Below are 18,917 nucleotides of genomic sequence, written 5' to 3'. Positions count from 1 at the left end.
ATGTCCTACCGCGCTCTCATGGTCATGCGGATGGACCCCAGCCACGCCGACGCGGTCGCCGAGCTCTTCGCCGAGCACGACAAGGGCGACATGCCCTACGTCGTCGGCATCTCCCGGCGCACGCTCTTCCGCTACCAGGACCTCTACATGCACCTGCTCGAGGCCGACACCGACGTCTTCGACAAGCTCCTCGCGGCCCGAGCCCGCGCGGACTTCCAGGAGGTCAACCGGCGCCTCTCGGCCTACCTGCAGCGCTACGCGCCGGACAGCATGACCGAGCTGCAGGACTCGAAGGCCACGCCCTTCTACACCTGGAGCCCCGAGACAGGGAGCATCACGTGACGCTGACCCGCCGCGACATCAACGACATGATGCAGGCATACAAGAAGACGAGCCTGCTGCGTACCGGCGTGGAGCTGGGCGTCTTCGACGCCCTCGCCGCGGGCCCGGCCACGGCCAGCGGGCTCGCCCCGAAGCTCGGCATCCACCCTCGGGGCGCGCGCATCCTGCTCGACGCGCTCACCGCGGTCCGCCTCACCGACCGCACCGGCGAGCACTTCTCGCTCACCCCGGCGGCCGCCGATCACCTGGTCAGCACCCGTCCGGACTACCTGGGCGGCATGGTCAAGGTGATGTCGAGCGACTGGGAGTGGGACGCACTGCGCGACCTCAGCGCGGCCGTCCGAGCCGGCGGCACCGTGCTCGACGTGCACGCCGAGACCCCGGAGTACACCTACTGGGAGGACTTCGCGGCGTACGCGACGAAGGTCGCCCAGCCGACCGCCGAGGTGATGGCCGAGGCGCTCGCGCCGTGGACGAAGGAGCGCGCCGAGCTCGACATCCTCGACGTCGCCTGCGGCCACGGCGTCTACGGCTACACGCTCGCCCAGCACAACCCCCAGGCGGCGGTGACCTCGCTGGACTGGCCCAACGTGCTCGCCGTGACGGAGAAGCACGCCGAGCGGCTCGGCGTACGCGACCGGGCGTCGTTCCTGCCGGGTGACATGTTCACCACCGATCTCGGCGGGCCCTACGACGTCGTGCTGCTCACCAACGTCACCCACCACTTCTCCGAGGAGCGGGTGCGTGAGCTGGTGACCCGGCTCGGTTCCGTGGTCAAGCCGGGTGGGCGGCTCGTCATCGTCGGCTTCACCACCGGCGACGAGTCGCCGGCGCTGGACCCGGCACCGTACCTCTTCTCGGTGCTGATGCTGGTCTGGACCTTCGAGGGGGAGTCGCACTCCGTCGCCGCCTACAACCGGGCCCTCGCCGCGGCGGGCTTCGGCCCGGCCACCGTCCACCCGACGGACCTGCCGTTCCGCGTGCTCGTCGCAGAGAAGGGATGATCATGCATCGGCAACCGATCGTGAAGGTCGCCGCCACCGACGTGCCCGGCATCAACCGGATCGGCGGGGAGGTGCGGATCCTGCTCAGCCCGAAGACCGTCGACGCGACGGAGGGCTTCATGGGCACGGTCCGGCTGGAGCCGGGCGAGTTCCTGGCCGAGCAGTACAACCCGTACTCGGACAAGTTCTGTTACCTCGTGCGCGGTGAGGTCGTGATCCAGGTCGACGGCACGGAGGTCAAGCTGACGGCCGACGAAGCTCTCATGGTCCGTCGCGGCCAGCGGCACCGCATCGTCAACGCCGGCGGCGACACCGCGCTGATCGTGTTCCAGATCAGTCCGCTCGCGCCGCGCCCCGAGCTTGGTCACGTCGACACCGAAGAGGTCCCGCACCCCGAGACGCCGGTGCCGCAGGTCGGTGGCGTGCGCGACGGGTGGCAGCGACCGACGGGAGGAAACTCATGAGCCAGCTGACCCTCGACGACCTGCGTCGGATCCTGGAGACCAGTTCCGGTGTGGTCGAGCAGACCGACTGGGCCGATCCGGCGACGCTCGACGCGCCGTTCGACGACCTCGGCTACGACTCGCTCGCGCTGCTGGAGCTGGCGGCGCGGGTGCAGCAGGAGTACGAGGTGCGCATCCCGGACGACGCTGTGTCGATCATGAAGACGCCTCGGCTCGCCGTCGACTACGTCAACCAACGACTCGCGGATCGGTGACCCCATGGCCGGACACACGGACAACTCGGTGGTCATCAACGCACCGTTCGACCTCGTCTGGGACCTGACCAACGACATCCCCAACTGGCCCTCCCTGTTCAGCGAGTACGCCAGCACGGAGGTGCTCTCGACGGCCGACGACGGGGCCGTCGTCTTCCGCCTGACCATGCACCCCGACCCGGCCGGTCGGGTCTGGAGCTGGGTCTCCGAGCGGGTGCCCGACCGCGCCGACCGGGTGGTCCGGGCACGGCGGCTGGAGACCGGCGCCTTCAAATACATGAACCTGTTCTGGGAGTACACCGAGATCTCGGACGGTGGCGTGCGGATGCGGTGGGTACAGGACTTCGAGATGCGGCCGGGCGGGCACGCCGACGACGAGGGCATGACCGCCCACCTCAACCGGACCACACGTGAGCAGCAGGCACGCATCCGGGAGATCGTGGAGAAGGCCGCGGCCGAACGCGGGCAGTCATGACCGCCACCGTCAACACGCCGGTCGGTAAGAGCTGGCTGATCTGCCCGGGCTGCCGGGCGTTGCTCTACCAGCGCCGGGTCGAGCGCAACCTGGGCGTCTGCCCGGAGTGCGACCACCACGACCAGGTCACCGCACACCAGCGGATCGAGCAACTCTTCGACCTCGACTCGGTCGAGGAGCTGGCACCGGTCGGCGCGTTCGGCGATCCGCTGGGGTTCGTCGACACCAAGCCCTATCCGCAACGGATCGAGGCCGCCCGCCGGCGCACCGGGCTCGACGAGGCGGTCGTCTGCGTCCAGGGCACTGTCGAGGGGCAGCCGTTGATCGCGGCGGTCATGGACTTCCGGTTCCTCGGCGGCAGCCTCGGCACTGGCGTCGGCGAGCGGATCACCCGGGCCGCCGAGTTGGCGCTCGAGACCCGTACGCCGCTGCTGATCGTCAGCGCCTCGGGAGGCGCCCGGATGCAGGAGGGCGTGCTGTCGCTCATGCAGATGGCCAAGACGAGCGCGGCGCTCGGGGCCCTCGACGAGGCCGGGGTGTTGACGATCTCGCTGGTCAGTGACCCGACCTACGGTGGCGTCGCGGCATCCTTCGCGACGCTCTGCGACGTCATTCTCGCCGAGCCGGGGGCACGCCTCGGCTTCGCCGGGCCGAGGGTCATCCAGCAGACCCTGCGTCAGCCGCTGCCGGCCGGCTTCCAGACCGCCGAGTACCTCTTCGCCCGCGGCATGCTCGACGACCTGGTGCCCCGGTCGAACCTGCGGCCGACCATCGGCCGGTTGCTGGCCTTCGCGGGGGCCGAGCGGTCCGCACCGGATCCTTACGGGGTACGGGCTACCGCGCCCCCCGAGTCGGCGGACCCGTGGGCGGTCGTGGCGCTGTCCCGCGATCTCGGTCGACCCTCCACGCTGGACTACATCGGCCACTTCGTGGACGGTTTCGTCGAGCTGCACGGTGACCGGCTGGCGAGTGACTGCCCGGCGATCGTCGGCGGGGTGGGCCTGATCGACGGGCGACCCACAGTGGTGATCGGCCACCAGAAGGGTCACACGGTCGCCGAGGTGGCCAGCCGCAACTTCGGCATGGCGACACCGGCCGGCTATCGCAAGGCGGCCCGGCTGATGCGCCTGGCCGACAAGCTCGGCACGCCGATCGTGACGCTTATCGACACACCCGGTGCCTACCACGGCATCTCGGCGGAGGAGAACGGGCAGGCCCTCGCCATCGCCGACAGCATCCGGCTGATGGCCGGGCTGACGGTGCCGGTCGTCGCGGTCGTGACCGGCGAGGGCGGCAGCGGGGGCGCGCTCGCCCTCGGCGTCGGCAACCGGGTGTTGATGCTCGCCAACGCCACCTACTCGGTGATCAGCCCGGAAGGCTGCGCCGCGATCCTCTGGAACGACTCCGGTCGGGCCGACGAGGCCGCCGCGCAGCTCAAGCTCCAGGCCGGTGACCTGCTGGCGCTCGGCGTCGTCGACGGAGTGGTTCCCGAACCGCCCGGCGGGGCGCCGGCCGATCCAGGGGCGACCGCGTCTGCCGTACACCGGGCGGTTGTCGACGCGTTGGCGGAGTTGGCCGGTCTCAACCGCGAGGAGGTGCGGGCCCATCGCCGGGCCCGCTTCCGACAGATCGGAGGTTTGACGAATGCCGGAGGGTAACGCCGACCCGCTGGATGCCGCGGTCCGCAGTCTCGCGCGGCTGATCGGATCGACGCCTGGTCCGGTCCGCCGTGCCCGGCTCCAGCACGGCGACCTGGTGGTCGAGGTGGAGTGGCCGGAAGGCGCAGCTGTGGCGGCGGCGGTCCCGGCGGTCCCGCTGGTGGATGCCGACGCCGGCCTGCACTACGTGTGCGCGCCGATGGTCGCCACGCTCTACCTCGCGCCGTCGCCCGGCGCCGACCCGTTCGTCCGGGAGGGTGACCAGGTCGTACCCGGCCAGCAGGTCGCGATCCTCGAAGCCATGAAGATGATGATCCCGGTCGAAGCCGACCGCGCGGGCGAGGTCGTGAAGGTGCTGGTACCCAACGCGACCCCGGTCGAGTACGGCGAACGGTTGATCGCCTTAGCTGTTTCGGAGGGCTGACAGTGTTCGAGTCGGTGCTGATCGCCAACCGGGGCGAGATCGCGGTCCGGATCGCGCGGACCTGCCGGGAGATGGGGCTGCGTACCGTCGCGGTCTACTCGACCGTCGACCGCGACTCGGCGGTGGTGCGCCTGGCCGACGAAGCCGTCCAGATCGGGCCGGGCCCGAGCCGGCGCAGCTACCTGAGCGCACCGGCCATCATCGAGGCGGCCCGCCGCACGGGGGCCGACGCGATCCATCCGGGCTACGGATTCCTCTCCGAGGACCCGGACTTCGCCGAGATCTGTGAGGCCGACGGGATCACGTTCATCGGGCCGCCGCCCGCCGTGATGGCCGCGCTGGGCGACAAGGCCCGGACGCGGGGCATCATGGCGGGCCTCGGCCTGCCCGTGCTCCCCGGCACCACCGACGCCGTCGAGTCGGCGGCGCACGCCCGCGCGGTCGCGGAGGAGATCGGCTTCCCGCTGATCATCAAGGCGGTCGCCGGTGGCGGCGGCCGAGGCGTTCGGGTGGTCCGCGACCCGGCCTCGTTCCTGGGCGAGTTCGCCTCCGCGCGGGCCGAGGCGCAGCTGCTCTTCGGCGACAACCGGGTCTACATCGAGCGCTACCTCGAGTCGGCCCGCCACGTCGAGGTGCAGGTGCTCACCGACCGCTACGGCAACGGCATCCACCTCGGCGAGCGCGACTGCTCGGTGCAGCGACGCCACCAGAAGCTGATCGAGGAGTCGCCCGCGCCCGGGTTGCCGCAACACATGGTCGACCGAATGACCGCCGCCGCGGTCACCGGCGCGCTCGGCGTCGGCTACGTGGGCGCGGGTACGTTCGAGTTCCTGGTCGGCGGCGGGGACGACTTCCACCTCATGGAGGTCAACTGCCGGCTCCAGGTCGAACACCCGGTCTCCGAGTTGGTGACCGGCGTCGATCTGGTGCGGCAACAGATCCTCGTGGCGGCCGGCGAACGGCTCGCGCTGACCCAGGCCGACGTGACGCCGCGCGGCACGGCGATCGAGTGTCGCCTCAACGTCGAGGACCCGACGCGCGGCTTCGTACCGACACCGGGTGAGCTGACCCGCTTCGACCTGCCCGCCGGCCCGTTCGTCCGCGTCGACACGCACGGGTACGCCGGTTACCGGGTGCCGGCCGACTACGACTCCCTCCTCGCGAAGGTGGTCGTCTGGGCGCCCGACCGCACCCAGGCCCTGGCCCGGATGGCCCGCGCCCTCGACGAGTGCGCCGTCGAGGGGCCGGGTGTGGCCACCACCCGCGACTTCCTCCGATCGACGCTCGACCACCCGCTGTTCCGCGCCGCGAAACACGACACCTCGCTTGTCGACACCATGCTCAGCGGCCTCCAGCCGGACACCACCAAGGCTCCAGGGCGCCACTAACCGAAGGGTTCACACTGCTGCCGGTTCGCGGGTTTGCGGCCCGTGCGTCCACGCGGGCGCCCGCGGACGGAAGGTGGCCGACATGGCAATTGACAACGCTTCTCGAGGTGTCAGCCGACGGCGATTACTGGCCGGAGTCGGCGCGGGGGCGCTCGTCGCCGGCACCGGGGGAGTCCTGCTCGACGCGGCGCCCGCGGCGGCCGCGTTCTCCAACCGGTTCGGTCGGATGTTCCCGTCGCTGCCGGCGTTCGGGTCCGCGACGACCCAGATGCGGAACGCGCTGATCGACCTGTCGCGCGTCGGCGGCCCGATGGACGCCCGCGACCCGCTCAGCGTCGGCGCGGAGGCGCTCGCCGACCAACAGCAGCACAGCATCAACAACCCCGACAACTTCTCGATCCCGCAGGGCATGACGTACTTCGGGCAGTTCGTCGACCACGACCTGGCCTTCGAGACGACGGCGCCGCTGGGCACGCCTGTCGACCCGACCACGGTGCCCAACCCGCGGACGCCCGCCCTCGACCTCGACTCGCTCTATGGCGGCGGGCCGACCGGGAACCCGGAGCTCTACAACTCGGCCGACCCCGCCAAACTCAAGATCGAGTCGGGCGGGCGCTTCGAGGACCTGCCACGCAACTCCAGTGGCAGGGCGATCGTCTTCGACCCCCGCAACGACGAGAACCTGCCGATCGCGCAGATCACTGCCGCGTTCATCCTCTTCCACAACCGGGTGGTCGACCTGGTGCGCGCGCAGGGCACACCGGCGGCGCAGGTCTTCGGCGCGGCTCGGCAACTCGTCACCTGGCACTACCAGTGGATCGTGCTCAACGAGTTCCTTCCGCTGATCGCCGGCCCGGGCACGGTCTTCACAGTGCTCAACGGGGGCCGCCGCTTCTACCGTCCGGAGCCGAACGCGACGTTCATCCCGGTCGAGTTCACCGCGGCGGCGTTCCGCTTCGGTCACAGCCAGCCGCGACCGGCCTACCTGGTCAACCGCACCGGCGACGGCGGCGACGAGTTCTACGCCATGCTCTTCGACCCGGCGCTGAGCGGCGCCGATCCCGCCGACCTGCGCGGCGGGAAGCGGGCCGCCCGCCGCTACCTCGACTACCAGTTCTGGTTCCAGTTCTTCGACGGCCAGGTGCACTGGAGCAAGTGGATCGACGTCCGCAACTCGACGCCGCTGTTCGGGTTCCCGCTGCCACCGCCGCCGTCCGGCTCGCCGTCGGCCAACCTGCTCGGACGCGACCTGCTTCGTCAACTCACCTTCGGCATCCCGTCGGGCCAGCGGATCGCCGCACACATCGGGGCGCCCGCACTGGGCAGCTTCAACTTCCCGGAGCTCAGCGGGTACGGCCTCGGCCTGGACTCCAACACTCCGCTCTTCTACTACATCCTGAAGGAGGCACAACTCCAGGCCGGCGGCGGTTCACTGGGCGCGGTAGGTGGGCGAATCGTGGCCGAGGTGCTCATCGGCATCGCCCAACTCGACCCGGCGAGCTATCTGAAGGTGCAGCCCAACTGGCGTCCGACCCTGCCGGCCCGCTTCTCGGGCCAGTTCACGATGGCCGACCTGCTCACGTACGCCCGGGTCGACCCGGCCAGCCGCAACTCCTGACGGCGCTTGCTCCACACACCCGGGCCCCTGGCGGCCCGGTGTGTGGAGCACGGGCGCGGTTGAACGGGACTCCAACGGTCCTCGACACTGGTGCGGGAGGGTGCGGACATGACTGGCGAATTCAGCGATTTCAAGGTGGCGGATCTGTCGTTGGCGGCCTTCGGGCGTAAGGAGATCGAGCTGGCCGAGCATGAGATGCCCGGTCTGATGTCGATCCGGAGGGAGTTCGCCTCGCGGCAGCCGTTGAAGGGCGCGAGGATCACCGGCTCGCTGCACATGACGATCCAGACGGCCGTGTTGATCGAGACGTTGGTGGCGCTCGGCGCGCAGGTCCGGTGGGCGTCCTGCAACATCTTCTCCACCCAGGACCACGCGGCGGCGGCGGTCGCGGTCGGCCCGACCGGCACCCCGGACGCCCCGGCGGGTGTCCCGGTCTACGCCTGGAAGGGCGAGTCCCTCGACGAGTACTGGTGGTGCACCCAGCAGGTGCTGCTCTGGCCGGACGGGCAGGGCCCCAACATGATCCTCGACGATGGTGGTGACGCCACGCTGCTGGTGCACAAGGGCGCCGAGTTCGAGGCGATCGGTGCGGTCCCGTCGCCGGAGAGCGCGGACTCCGAGGAGTACGAGGTCATCCTCGGTGTGTTGACGCGGTCGCTGCGGGAGGACAACCGCCGCTGGACGCGGGTCGCCGCCGGGATCAAGGGGGTGACCGAGGAGACCACGACCGGTGTGCACCGGCTGTACGAGATGCAGCAGGCGGGAAACCTGCTGTTCCCGGCGATCAACGTGAACGACTCGGTGACCAAGAGCAAGTTCGACAACAAGTACGGCTGCCGGCACTCGTTGATCGACGGGATCAACCGGGCCACCGATGTGCTGATCGGTGGGAAGGTCGCCGTCGTGTTCGGCTACGGCGACGTCGGCAAGGGCTGCGCCGAGAGTCTGCGTGGTCAGGGTGCCCGGGTCATCGTGACCGAGGTGGACCCGATCTGTGCACTGCAGGCGGCGATGGACGGCTACCAGGTGGCGACCATCGATGACGTGGTCGAGACCGCGGACATCTTCGTGACCGCGACGGGCTGCTTCAGCGTGATCACCAACGAGCACATGGCGCGGATGAAGCACCAGGCGATCGTGGGCAACATCGGCCACTTCGACAACGAGATCGACATGGCCGGTCTCGCGAAACGCGGAGACGTCGAGCGGATCACCGTGAAGCCGCAGGTCGACGAGTGGCGGTTCGCGGACGGCCACTCGATCATCGTGCTGTCCGAGGGGCGGCTGTTGAACCTGGGCAACGCCACCGGGCATCCGAGTTTCGTGATGTCGAACAGCTTCGCCAACCAGACCATCGCGCAGATCGAGTTGTTCACCAGCACCGACCAGTACCCGGTAGGCGTCCACACCCTGCCCAAGCACCTGGACGAGAAGGTCGCCCGACTCCACCTCGGCGCGCTGGGTGTCCGCCTCACCGAACTGACCAAGGAACAAGCCAACTACCTCGGAGTCCCGGTCGAAGGGCCCTACAAGCCCGACCACTACCGCTACTGAGAGGGCCCGCCCCGCATGATCGCCGTATCCGGCTCGATCGCGACCGACCATCTGATGCGCTTCCCGGGGCGGTTCGCCGAGCAACTCATCGCCGGCAGCCTCGACACCGTCTCGCTCTCGTTCCTCGTCGACGACCTCGTCGTCCGGCGCGGCGGGGTCGCGGCCAACATCGCCTTCGGGCTCGCCCAACTCGGGCACCGGCCGGTGCTGCTCGGCGCGGTCGGTGGTGACTTCGGCGACTACCGCAGCTGGCTGGAGGGCCACGGGGTCGACTGCTCGGAGGTGCAGGTCAGTTCCGTCGCGCACACCGCCCGGTTCATCTGCACCACCGACACCGACCTCTGCCAGATCGCGTCGTTCTACCCCGGTGCCATGGGGGAGCCCGACCGGATCAGCCTCGACGGTGTCGCGGCGCGGGCCGGTGGGCTCGGGCTCGTCATCGTCGCCGCGGAGAACCCGGACACGATGCTCGCCCGTGCCGCCGCCTGCCGCCGGCTGGGCCTGCCCTTCGCGGCCGACCCGTCACAGCAGCTGGCCCGGATGCCGTCGGCCGACATCGAGGCGATGATCAACGGCGCACGCTACCTGTTGACGAACGAGTACGAGGCGGCGCTGCTGGAGTCGAAGACCGGGCTGAGCGAAGACGACATCCTGCGCCGCGTGGGCGTGCGGGTCGTGACCCTGGGCGCCAACGGCGTACGGATCACCGGGCAGGACGGCGACTTCCTGGTGCCGGCGGCGCGGGTGGGCGGCATCGTCGACCCGACCGGTGTCGGCGACGGTTTTCGGGCCGGCTTCTTCGCCGCGCTCGCCGCCGACCTGCCCATCGAGCGTGCGGCACAGGTGGGCTGTGTCCTGGCGGCGCACGTGCTGGAGGTCGAGGGCCCGCAGGAATACACGGTCGACGCCGACGCTTTCGAGCGCCGCATCGCCGACTCCTACGGCCCCGACGTCGCGGTCGACGTGCGCGCGCTGGGGCTGGCCCGGGTCTGACGGGCCAGCCGGCCAAGACGAACGCGGCCCGCGCACACGGGCGGCAGTCACTCGACGGCGGGCCGCTCATCCTGCCGGCGCGGTCCGCGCTGCTGTTCTTGGTTCTGCCGGAGCGCTTCCTCGAGCTGGTCTTCCAGGATGATGATCCGGCAGGCCGCCTCCAGGGCGGTGCCGTCGTCGACCATCTCGCGGGCCCGGGCGGCTAGGCGCAACTGGTAGCGCGAGTAGCGGCGGTGCCCGCCGCTGGAGCGGTGCGGGTCGATCAGTTTCGCCTCGTCCAGGCGGCGCAGGAAGTCCTGCGTGGTGCCGAGCATCTCCGCGGCCTGGCCGATGGTGTAGGCGGGGTAGTCCTCGTCGCCGAACATGTCTTCGGGGTTTCGCCCCATGTCACCTCCACGTCGAGGGCCCCGGCGCTCTCGCGCCGGGGCCCAGGGTTACGGGTCAGAACACCATCTGCCGACAGGAACGTCGGTTTGTCGTATCCGCACCAGCCGTCATCGACGGCCTCGGGTGCGAGGATCGCGTATGCGTGACCGGAGACCACCTCTCGTTCGATGGAAACTGCGGTGTCCGCCCGGCCTGACTGACGGCCAGCGGCGGGCGATCCAACGGTGTACGGCCCTCCCTTTCCTCTGCATCTGTTCTTATCGTTCTGACGTGCGGTTCGCCGGTGTCGGAGCCCCACGCGACTTCATGGCCCCGCACACGTACGACGAACATCAGCTGGAGCCCTGAATGGTTCCTTGGCCCCACCTGCGGTGCCCCGTCGTTCGTCCGTCGGGGCTGACGTGCCTTACTGCCTTTCCGGAGCGGGGACGGTGAACCACGTTCCCGCTCTCGCGCCCGTCGTGACCTCACGGCCGGGCGGTCCGTCTGCGTCTTTACTCTCTGATCTCGACTTGAGGAACAGTATCCCCAGCCACCAAGAATGTCTAGTCGTTTGAGCATAGATTTTCTGGCCGGCCATCGGTAGGTCCAGCGGCCAGCGGATGCGGGCGGTTGGCCTGTTCAACTCAATGATCTCGGCGGTCTTGCTGCCGGTGGCGTACTTGGTGGTGACACCTTGGCAGCGGCGCGCGCCTCCGCTACCGTCCATGGGAACGCTCCCATGAACTTAGATACATCTATGTGATCTGGAGGCAACACGTCGTGGCTATCCTCTCCTCGCTCCGCCGCAGATCGGCGGCCATCAGCGTGGCGGCCGTCGCGGGCGCCACAGCCGTCGGCGTCTGCCTCGCCGTCAGCAGCGCCTCCGCCGGCACGCTGTCCGGGTCGCTCTACCGCGACCCGAGCTCGGCCGTCGTCCGCTGGGTCGCCGCCAACCCCGGCGACTCGCGTACGGCCGTCATCCGCGACAAGATCGCAAGTCAGCCGCAGGCGCGCTGGTTCGCCAACTTCAACCCCTCCACCGTGCAGTCCGAGGTCTCCGGGTTCATCGGCGCCGCCAACGCGGCGCAGCAGATCCCGGTGCTGGCGGTGTACGAGATCCCCAACCGGGACTGCGGCGGGGCCAGCGCCGGTGGGGCGCCGGACCTCAACCAGTACCAGACGTGGGTGTCCAACTTCGCCAGAGGGCTGGGCAACCAGACCGTCATCATCATCCTGGAAACCGACTCGCTCGCCCTGCTGACCTGCCTGAGCAGCGCCGAGATCAACGCGCGCAACGAGGCGATCTCGACGGCCACCCGGACCATCAAGTCGGCCAACCCCAACGCCAAGGTGTACCTCGACGGTGGCCACTCCACCTGGAACAGCGCGGGTGAGACGGCCAACCGTCTCCGGGCGGCCGGCGTGCAGTACGCCGACGGCTTCTTCACCAACGTGTCGAACTACAACTCCACCTCCAGCGAGGCGAACTTCGGCCGGGCGGTCATCTCCGCCCTCAACGGCATGGGGATCTCGGGCAAGCGCCAGGTCATCGACACCAGCCGTAACGGAGGCGCCAGCGGGGACTGGTGCGGCGACGACAACACCGACCGGCGCATCGGGCAGTACCCGACGACCAACACCGGCGACGCCAACATCGACGCGTACCTGTGGGTGAAGCCGCCGGGGGAGGCGGACGGCTGCCGCTTCACGGCCGGTTCGTTCCAGCCCGACCTGGCCTTCAGCCTGGCCAACGGTGCGCCCAACCCGCCCACCACCACCCCGCCAACGACGACGCCGCCGCCGACGACCACGCCGCCGACCACGACCCCGCCGACGACCACGCCGCCGACCACCCCTCCGCCGAACACCACGCCGCCGGCCGGTGACGGCTGCTACGCGTCGATCGCGGTCAACCAGTGGGCCGGCGGTTTCACCGCGAGCGTGACGGTCACCGCCGGCAAGTCGGACATCAACGGCTGGACCGTGACCGTCCCGCTGCCCGGCGGCGCGGTCACCAGCGCCTGGAACGCCCAGGTCAGCGGCACCAGCGGAACCGTCGGGTTCACCAACGTGAGCTACAACGGACGGGTCCTCGGCCGGCAGTCGACCAACTTCGGCTTCCAGGGCACCGGCACCGGCCCGGGCGTGTTGGCCGACTGCGTGACCAGCTGACCCCACCGGATGTCGGCGGGCCCGGCGTGGAGAACCCCTCTCCGCGCTGGGCCCGTCCCTGTCCTGCCGGTACGAGCCGGGGCTGCGCCAGCTATGTCCGCACGCTGGTGACCGGTGGCTCCTCGGCATCGCGTCCGTGGGTCGGTCGCACGGCCCAGGTGCCTCGGTCAGTGTGGTGTTCTCTTCTTTTGCGGGACAGTTCGTGGCCGGCGAGCAACGCGATCGCCGCGGCCGTCAGCAGGCCACCGACCAACGGGATGACGCGCACCCCGGCCGTCGCCAGCAGGCCCGCGCCGATGAACGAGCCAGCCGCGAGACCGAAGTTGAACGCGACGCTGAGGCTGGCCGACGCCATGTCGGTGGTCGACGGGGCCACCTGCATGACGCGGTGCTGGATTCCCGCGATCAGCGAGCTGAACGACATCCCCGCCACGGCGAGCAACGGGATCGTCAATGCCTTGCTCGCGCCCACTCCATAGAGGCCGAGCATCGCGGCGGTGAGGAGGCCGAGGAGAACCAGCACGACACCGAGCGGAAACCGGTCCAGGACCCGGCCGACCGCCCAGGTGCCGGCGACGCCGAACGAGCCCTGGACGAAGAGCAGCAGGCCGAGAGACGCGGCGGCGAACCCGCTGACGTCGAGGAGGAAGACGGTCATGTAGGTGAACGCGCCCATGGCGCCGGTGACCGCGAGGATGGTGGCGAGAAGGAGCACGACGAAGCGGTGCCGATCCGGCATCGGCCCGATGTCTCCCGCAGTTTGTTGCGGTGTGACGTTCGGCAGGAGCAGGGCGACCGCGACGCAGGTGACGAAGCCGAAGATGGCCATCGCGACGAAGGCGGCCCGCCACCCGGCCTGCCCGCCCAACCAGGTGCTCAACGGCACGCCGAGGACCGGGCCGAGGGCGTTGCCGATCGACAGCCGAGCCACGATGCGGCCTCGGATGTTCGCGGGGAACATCGAGATCGCTACCGGGAACACCACCGCCCAGAAGACGCCGTTGGTGGTGGCGGACACCAGCCGCGCGGCGAGCAACACCTCGTAGGAGGTTGCGAAGGCCGACACCGTCGTCGCTGCGGCGAACACACCGAGGGCGCCCGCGAGCAGCGGGCGCCGGGGCACTCGCCGAGTGATTCGGGTCAGCGGGAGCGCCACAATCATGACCACCACGGCGTACCCGGTCACCAGCAGACCGGCCTCGGACCTGGAGCGACCCAGGTCCGGCGCGATCAGCGTGAGCAACCCGATCGGAAGCACCTCGGTGGTGACGTAACAGAAAGTGGCGGCGGACAACGCGGCGAGGGCGTAGACCGCTCGTCGTTGGTGCGCCATCGGCTACCTCCCAGGTCTTGGAGCAAGCAGCCGTTACACATGTAGCGTCGTGATTCCGGCTAACAGGGTTTCGACGGTAGCATAGGTGGGCGTGCATCCCTTGCTGATGACTCTGCCAAGTCGCATCGGCATGCCAACGGGATCGGGCGCAACCGCCTTCGATGGTTTAGGTGGTAGCCTTGCGGAATGCCTCTCGACGTGTGCCAGCTACCGTTGGTCGGCGGGCACCCGGCACTCGATCTGGTCAACACGCTCGAGCGAGGGGGCGAGTCGCCGCACGACTTCCTGTCCGACAGCTTCGCTCTGCTGCGCTGGTCGGTCCTGGTGGGCGTGGTCAGCGACGCGGAGGCCGACCAGGTGGGCCGGGCCTGGCGCGACGAGCCCTCGGCGGCGCAGGCGGGACTGGCCGCCGTGCGGGACATCCGTGCAGGCCTCCATCTTGTGCTGCTCGCGACGATCACCGACCCGGACGGTGGTACGGCCGGCGACCCCATCGCGGCCGGCGCCGCGCTGGTCGCACTACATCAGCGCTGGTCCGGCGCGGCCGCCCGAGCAAGATTCGTGCTCGACCCATCGCGGGTGCGGCTGGTCTACGGCACGGTGCCAGCCATGCTGGTGCCCGACCGGATCGCCGAGGCCGCCCTCGACGTCATGCTGACGGCCGACCTGACCCGCGTGCGTCGCTGCCCGGTGCTCGAAGGTGGGTGTGGCTGGCTGTTTCTCGACCAGAGCCGCAACGGATCCCGCCGCTGGTGTCGCATGGCCGACTGCGGCAACGTGGTGAAGGCGCGACGGCTCACCGAGCGTCGCCGCGCCGCCCGACCGTCCAGCCCGTAGGCAATCGATGATGTGTGGCCCTGGGCTGGGAAAACAGGGGTCCGGATGACGGGGGTGCGCGTGGGCGCTCCCTGCCACCCCAGGTGAACCCCAGGTCGCTAGACTAGGCCCTCGCGCCCCCGTAGCTCAGGGGATAGAGCATCGGTTTCCTAAACCGTGTGTCGCAGGTTCGAATCCTGCCGGGGGCACCTCGAACATCAGCAAAACGCCATCTGAAGTGCGGATACGTCACCGCGCCGATCGGTCGAACTGTGCAGCCGCCTGCCACCCGTAGCCGCCGTCGGCAGTCGCCGGCTCGACGTCCTGCCAAGGGTGAACGTGGAGGTCACGTGGAACCACGCGTTCCCCGTCGATGCGCTTCGCGTATGCCTTCCCAGCATTGACCACGGTGTGCCTTAAATAGGGCTGATCATTCTATATTGAGGCAAATCATCCGAGCCAATGCTAGAGAATATGGTCCATCGCGCAAGTCGTTAAAGGTCTGCTATCGTCCCTGCTCATGGTCGCGCGCCCTTTGGGAACCCCGCTCGAACGTCCGGTTCCCGCCCGGCGCTGGTCTGAACGGGCCGACGGGTTGTCCAACCTCCCCGGCTCGATAGACGGTTGGCCAGCAACACTGGAATCGCTGCTTGCGGCAATCAGTCGAGGCATCACCGCGGACGAGCCCGTCAACTGGCCGGACGAATCAAGTCGGACACCAGTCGCGGCAGCGGTGAAGAGCATCACCCGAATCGGCCTATTCGTCAAAGTCGGCAACCGATTCGAACTGACCGAGTACGGGCAGGCATGGCTGAAAGATCCGGATCCGAGCTACCTTGTCGAGGTTCTGCATCGCCATGTTCGGTTTCTCGGTGAGCTTCTGGCCGCGTTGGCCCTGAAGCCGCTGTCTCATGAGCAGTTGGCCGAGTTGGCGCGAACCGAATATGGTTTTCACTGGACTTCTTTGACTCCGGTCCGCAGCCGGACCAATTGGCTTCGAGCTTTCGGCGCGGTCGATCTGTTCGACAATGCCGCACACATCACTGAATTCGGCCGACAGGTGCTGGCGCGGCTGACGTTGGGCAAGCCTGAGAATTGCGACCTCAACTCAGTGGTTGCTCTACCGAAGGCGCCGAGGGTCATCGAGGTGCTACTCGAGCAACTGGATGAACAGGCTCTGAAGGAACGGTCCTGGGCGTCGACGCTGTACATACCTGGAAGTAGTGATGACCGGGTCCAGAATCTGCGCATCATACTCGGTGCCGCTCTCAGCGAAGTAAGTGATCAGACATTTGCAGAGGCGACAAGCTCGACATTCGGTATCAAAGCTGATTCTGTGCGTAGCGTGTTCGACTGTCTCAGCGGTGCCGGCCTGCTGGGTCGCGTGAGCTCCAAGACAGTAAGAGTCACCGACGCGGCCAAGGCGTGGCTCGATACCGAGAGTGTGGTCGATCTTGCTCGCATACTTCACGCCAACATCTGGTACTTCGCCGAGATAGTCACCGATCTGTCGACCAGGTCATGTCCGCCCACCTCGACGGCGCTGTCCGCCCGGAGCACCGCATATGCTCCGAAGGACGGCCGGCCTCTCACTCGCAACGCGATCAACGGTCGCCTCGGACTTCTTCGCGCCTGTGGTCTTATCGACACATCGTCGTCCACCTCCTATCGGGCGACGCCGCTGGGACTTGCTTTTGTGCAGTCGGTTCCCACCCTGCGCCCAGTAGAGGAGCAGAAACCTGAGTCGGTGGCCAGCCGCCCCATCCGAGCCGAAGAATCAGCCGACGACGCCGAGACTGTCGCCAGCGAACTGGTTGCCGCCGCAAAAAAAAGTGCTGACCCGAGAAGGTTCGAGGAGCTTGTGGTGCGAGCCCTGGCCTACCTGGGTTTCCCCTGTCGGCACATCGGGGGAAACGACAATCCAGACGGCGAGTTGCTGACCGCCATCGGAGTCCACGGTCGGGTGATGGCTGTGGAAGCCAAGACCGCAGCCAGCGGGCACGTCTCCGAACACAACGGGAACATTCTCGGACTGCCGGAACAGAGAGCGAAGATCAGCGCACTCTCAACGGTCTATGTCGGTCCTGGATTCGACCGAAGACTGCTTGAGGCAGCCGACGAAGACCCGAAAACCGCCGTCGTGCACGCGTCACTGCTGGCGGAGGCAGTGCGGCGTCAGGCGACCACCCCGCTCCTGTTGACCCAACTGACCGCCCTTATTGACCCGTCCATCAGGTCCCACGAACGGCGGCCGATCCTGGTCGAGAAATGGGCCGCGCAAGAGCGGGTTGCCAAGCTGGAGCGCGCGATCGTCGATGTTCTGCTTCGTGAGGCCGACCGGCCGATCGACAACGACGAAGGCTGGCTGGCAATTCCTTCCCTCAGGAGGGAGTTGCGAGCCACCGCCGGCCTTCTGGCCGAACCCGCCGAGATCCAGGCGATCCTCGACTATCTGGCGTCAGCCCGGATCGACGTGGTCGAGAAACGAGACGGTGTCTACCGAACGACTGTCTCGCTTGTCACGATCGCTCAGCGCTTGGAGGCACCAGCCCAACAGTGGCGCGGCTTGAGGAACCCACCCGCGGGTTAGGTATCCGCTCTCGGGCCACACCCGCGGGTCAGAGCGTTGGCAGCTGTTCGGCTCGGGTGACCACATGGTCGATGAGGCCGTACTCCCGGGCCTGCTCGGCGGTGAACCAACGGTCCCGGTCCCAGTCTCGCTGGATATCGTCGAGCGTCCGTCCACTGTGCTGGGCGATCAGCTCCTGCATCGTGCGCTTCACGTGCAGCATGTTCTCCGCCTGGATGGTGATGTCGGCGGCGGTCCCGCCCATCCCGCCGGACGGCTGGTGCATCATGATCCGCGAGTGTGGCAGCGCGTACCGCTTGCCGGCCGTACCCGCGCAGAGCAGGAACTGCCCCATCGAGCCGGCGAACCCGAGCGCCAGCGTCGCCACGTCGTTGTGGACGTAGCGCATCGTGTCGTAGACCGCCATCCCCGCGCTCACCGAACCACCCGGCGAGTTGATGTAGAGGTAGATGTCCCGGTCGGCGTCCTCGGCGGCGAGCAGCAGGATCTGCGCGCAGATCTGGTTGGCCGACTCCTCCGTCACCTCGGTGCCGAGGAAGACGATCCGCTCCCGTAGCAGTCGCTCGAACACATGGTCACCGAAGGACGGCTGCCCGCCCTCCAGCATCCGCACGTCGTACCCGATCATGTGCCGCCGCCTTCCACCGTGCCGGCGGGCGGTGGGGACCACCCGTTGGACCGGCCCCTCCAGCGTGCGGTCGGCGGCGGTGGCTGGCCCAGTGATTCTGCCGCCGGCAGATCCGCCAACGGCAGAACCCGCGCGGCCTACGCGATGGTCACCCGCCGCGCGCCCGCCCGGGCCCGCACGCAACCCAGCAGAGCGGAGGTACGCGGACCAGGGCGCGAGCCGCCAGCGGAGGCCATCGCCCCGACGCAGAGGGTCGGCCCGCTCGCGCCGGGGGCCCGGTGCAGGATCGGGCCGCTGGTCCGCAGCGTGTGCTGGCTCGCCTCGCGGCGGGCGACCGTGGCCCGCTCGAGTTGGGTCAGCGCGGCCCGGGGCGCGGCCGGAATGCGCGGCTCGACCCGGCGCAGGTCGTCACGGGCCTCCTCCAACAGGTCGGAGAGGCGGATGCCGAGCGCCCGGCAGATCGCCGCGAGCACCTCCGAGGAGGCTTCCTTGCGGCCCCGTTCCACCTCGGACAGGTAGGGCACGGAGACCCCGGCGGAGGCGGCCACCTCGCGCAGCGTGCGGCCCTGGCTCTGGCGCAGTCGGCGGAGCACTCCGCCGATGACTCGTCGCAGCAACGACATGCCGGCCTCACTTTCGCGGTCGTCGTCGGGAACACCCTCATCATGCCCGTCCCCGGCCGTCCGGGCCGACCCGTCCGGGCCCGCGCCGCTCCGACGGCGCGGGGCGGTGCGTCGCCACTGCGCCATCCGGGACCGGACGTACTCGGTGTATTCGTCGTCGGCCTCGGCTCGCCGTCTGCCGCTCGTCGTCACGAGGGTCGCGCCCCCTCCGT

At 68.9% G+C, this 18,917-nt stretch carries 18 protein-coding genes and 1 tRNA gene; 15 read left to right on the top strand and 4 right to left on the bottom strand.

What is annotated here, in order from left to right; translation table 11 throughout:
* From ACFYL6_RS18625 to ACFYL6_RS18575, 11 genes are all read left to right on the top strand, one after another.
* Positions 1–342 carry a TcmI family type II polyketide cyclase gene (locus tag ACFYL6_RS18625; RefSeq protein ID WP_387172552.1) on the top strand — a complete coding sequence of 114 codons (342 nt, stop codon included), beginning with the start codon at positions 1–3 and terminating at the stop codon, positions 340–342.
* Positions 339–1,346 (top strand): methyltransferase, encoded by a 1,008-nt coding sequence (locus ACFYL6_RS18620; protein WP_387172550.1) that lies wholly within the window; start codon positions 339–341, stop codon positions 1,344–1,346. The genes ACFYL6_RS18625 and ACFYL6_RS18620 overlap by 4 nt, the downstream gene beginning before the upstream one ends.
* Positions 1,346–1,810, top strand: coding sequence for a cupin domain-containing protein (locus tag ACFYL6_RS18615; protein ID WP_387172683.1), 465 nt, complete (start codon positions 1,346–1,348; stop codon positions 1,808–1,810). The genes ACFYL6_RS18620 and ACFYL6_RS18615 overlap by 1 nt, the downstream gene beginning before the upstream one ends.
* Entirely contained in the window at positions 1,807–2,064 is a 258-nt protein-coding gene (locus ACFYL6_RS18610; protein WP_091394916.1) for an acyl carrier protein, read from the top strand. Before ACFYL6_RS18615 ends, ACFYL6_RS18610 begins: the two co-directional genes overlap by 4 nt.
* A 4-nt stretch (positions 2,065–2,068) precedes the next feature.
* The gene (locus ACFYL6_RS18605; RefSeq protein ID WP_387172547.1) at positions 2,069–2,539 is read left to right on the top strand and encodes an SRPBCC family protein; all 471 of its coding nucleotides are present in this window, start codon (positions 2,069–2,071) and stop codon (positions 2,537–2,539) included.
* Entirely contained in the window at positions 2,536–4,197 is a 1,662-nt protein-coding gene (locus ACFYL6_RS18600; protein ID WP_387172546.1) for an acetyl-CoA carboxylase carboxyltransferase subunit alpha, read from the top strand. Before ACFYL6_RS18605 ends, ACFYL6_RS18600 begins: the two co-directional genes overlap by 4 nt.
* Positions 4,184–4,621 (top strand): acetyl-CoA carboxylase biotin carboxyl carrier protein, encoded by a 438-nt coding sequence (locus tag ACFYL6_RS18595; protein WP_387172544.1) that lies wholly within the window; start codon positions 4,184–4,186, stop codon positions 4,619–4,621. The genes ACFYL6_RS18600 and ACFYL6_RS18595 overlap by 14 nt, the downstream gene beginning before the upstream one ends.
* A gap of 2 nt (positions 4,622–4,623) precedes the next feature.
* On the top strand, positions 4,624–6,009 hold the full coding sequence (locus ACFYL6_RS18590; RefSeq protein ID WP_387172542.1) for an acetyl/propionyl/methylcrotonyl-CoA carboxylase subunit alpha: 1,386 nt from the start codon (positions 4,624–4,626) through the stop codon (positions 6,007–6,009).
* A gap of 82 nt (positions 6,010–6,091) precedes the next feature.
* Positions 6,092–7,627 (top strand): peroxidase family protein, encoded by a 1,536-nt coding sequence (locus tag ACFYL6_RS18585; protein ID WP_387172540.1) that lies wholly within the window; start codon positions 6,092–6,094, stop codon positions 7,625–7,627.
* A 108-nt stretch (positions 7,628–7,735) separates the two neighbouring features.
* Complete coding sequence (gene ahcY / locus ACFYL6_RS18580; protein WP_387172538.1) at positions 7,736–9,181, top strand: adenosylhomocysteinase; 1,446 nt, start codon at positions 7,736–7,738, stop codon at positions 9,179–9,181.
* A 15-nt stretch (positions 9,182–9,196) separates the two neighbouring features.
* The gene (locus ACFYL6_RS18575; protein ID WP_387172536.1) at positions 9,197–10,174 is read left to right on the top strand and encodes a carbohydrate kinase family protein; all 978 of its coding nucleotides are present in this window, start codon (positions 9,197–9,199) and stop codon (positions 10,172–10,174) included.
* 47 nt (positions 10,175–10,221) lie between these two features.
* Here ACFYL6_RS18575 and ACFYL6_RS18570 read toward each other — a convergent pair whose 3' ends face one another.
* Positions 10,222–10,560, bottom strand: a complete 339-nt coding sequence (locus tag ACFYL6_RS18570; protein ID WP_387172534.1) for a MerR family transcriptional regulator — start codon at positions 10,558–10,560, stop codon at positions 10,222–10,224.
* A gap of 763 nt (positions 10,561–11,323) precedes the next feature.
* Between ACFYL6_RS18570 and ACFYL6_RS18565 the strand changes: the two genes are divergently transcribed.
* Positions 11,324–12,715, top strand: coding sequence for a glycoside hydrolase family 6 protein (locus ACFYL6_RS18565; RefSeq protein ID WP_387172533.1), 1,392 nt, complete (start codon positions 11,324–11,326; stop codon positions 12,713–12,715).
* A gap of 91 nt (positions 12,716–12,806) precedes the next feature.
* Here the strand turns inward: ACFYL6_RS18565 and ACFYL6_RS18560 are convergent, their stop codons facing one another.
* Positions 12,807–14,048, bottom strand: a complete 1,242-nt coding sequence (locus ACFYL6_RS18560; RefSeq protein WP_387172531.1) for an MFS transporter — start codon at positions 14,046–14,048, stop codon at positions 12,807–12,809.
* Between the two features lie 186 nt (positions 14,049–14,234).
* On the opposite strand from ACFYL6_RS18560, the gene ACFYL6_RS18555 reads away from it, so the two are divergent.
* From ACFYL6_RS18555 to ACFYL6_RS18545, 3 genes are all read left to right on the top strand, one after another.
* Positions 14,235–14,885 (top strand): CGNR zinc finger domain-containing protein, encoded by a 651-nt coding sequence (locus ACFYL6_RS18555; protein WP_387172530.1) that lies wholly within the window; start codon positions 14,235–14,237, stop codon positions 14,883–14,885.
* Positions 14,886–15,000: 115 nt separating this feature from the next.
* A tRNA-Arg gene (locus ACFYL6_RS18550) sits at positions 15,001–15,073 on the top strand.
* A 311-nt stretch (positions 15,074–15,384) separates the two neighbouring features.
* Positions 15,385–17,454, top strand: a complete 2,070-nt coding sequence (locus ACFYL6_RS18545; RefSeq protein ID WP_387172528.1) for a hypothetical protein — start codon at positions 15,385–15,387, stop codon at positions 17,452–17,454.
* Between the two features lie 28 nt (positions 17,455–17,482).
* Here the strand turns inward: ACFYL6_RS18545 and ACFYL6_RS18540 are convergent, their stop codons facing one another.
* The gene (locus ACFYL6_RS18540; RefSeq protein WP_387172526.1) at positions 17,483–18,082 is read right to left on the bottom strand and encodes a ClpP family protease; all 600 of its coding nucleotides are present in this window, start codon (positions 18,080–18,082) and stop codon (positions 17,483–17,485) included.
* Between the two features lie 137 nt (positions 18,083–18,219).
* Positions 18,220–18,897, bottom strand: coding sequence for a helix-turn-helix domain-containing protein (locus ACFYL6_RS18535; protein WP_387172524.1), 678 nt, complete (start codon positions 18,895–18,897; stop codon positions 18,220–18,222).
* Between the last annotated feature and the right edge of the window lie 20 nt (positions 18,898–18,917).

The sequence above is a fragment of the Micromonospora sp. NPDC007208 genome (genome assembly GCF_042869175.1).
In the GTDB taxonomy this organism is placed as follows: Bacteria; Actinomycetota; Actinomycetes; order Mycobacteriales; family Micromonosporaceae; genus Micromonospora; species Micromonospora foliorum.
The sequence above is the reverse complement of the archived record's forward strand: the minus strand, read 5'-3'. Positions and strand labels throughout refer to the sequence as shown.